This is a genomic window from Vibrio hepatarius, from assembly GCF_001274785.1.
GTDB classification, from domain to species: Bacteria; Pseudomonadota; Gammaproteobacteria; order Enterobacterales; family Vibrionaceae; genus Vibrio; species Vibrio hepatarius.
Map to the genome: position 1 here is coordinate 1 of NZ_LHPI01000074.1, position 748 is coordinate 748.

Below are 748 nucleotides of genomic sequence, written 5' to 3' on the forward strand. Positions count from 1 at the left end.
TAGGTAACAAACAATGACCAATAAAGAATCAATAGAGTCACTTAAAGCCCTGCTTTATGGCGCTAAAATCATCTATTCTTGGGAGTATAAAGGCGCAGGTCTAAAACACGAGAACTTAGCAAAGTGGGGGGGTGCGATAATTTCATCAGCTTTTCCTTTTGGGTTTATCTGGTATGTTACAGGTATGACTACTAGTTCTTCTATGTTTTGGGTTTTCTTGGTAATAGCGACTTTGATGATTTTTGCAGCAAGGTATCTTTTTTTTCCCGATAAACATCGCTGTTACCACTTAACTTCATTGGGTGTTCATTACACCAAGCAAGATATGATCCCAGAGGTAGCTTACAAGATCGCTCGCGACTTAGCTTGGGTGGGGGTTGCGGTGTGTATTATTGCTGTCTTTGTACTTGGACCACTGGCCTTTGTAGGGGCAGGAGCGCTTGCGTTGATGGCATTTAGGATGACCAATTTCCAGCCAACCGTTGATAAATCATACGTGTTCATGGATGAAAGAAGTATTCTCTTTAATCTAATCAATGATTACGTGCTCTCTTTTACTGTCCCAGGGAAAGGGCAAATGCAATACAAAGGGTTGATATTTACTTCGAATCAACAAGAAAAAGAAGAGCTACTAAACCACATACGTTCACTTTTTCATGATATTGAGATTGTCCAAATCAAAAGACGCAATGACCAATATAAGCACCTTATTTATCAGCAAGATGAAGAAGAGGTGGTGGAGTAATTC

Annotated in this window: 1 protein-coding gene; it reads left to right on the forward strand. The window is 40.0% G+C overall.

Features of this window, described 5'->3' with window-relative positions; translation table 11 throughout:
* Positions 1–13 precede the first annotated feature (13 nt).
* Positions 14–745 (forward strand): hypothetical protein, encoded by a 732-nt coding sequence (locus tag AKJ31_RS22330; RefSeq protein WP_053411169.1) that lies wholly within the window; start codon positions 14–16, stop codon positions 743–745.
* The last annotated feature ends 3 nt before the right edge of the window (positions 746–748 follow it).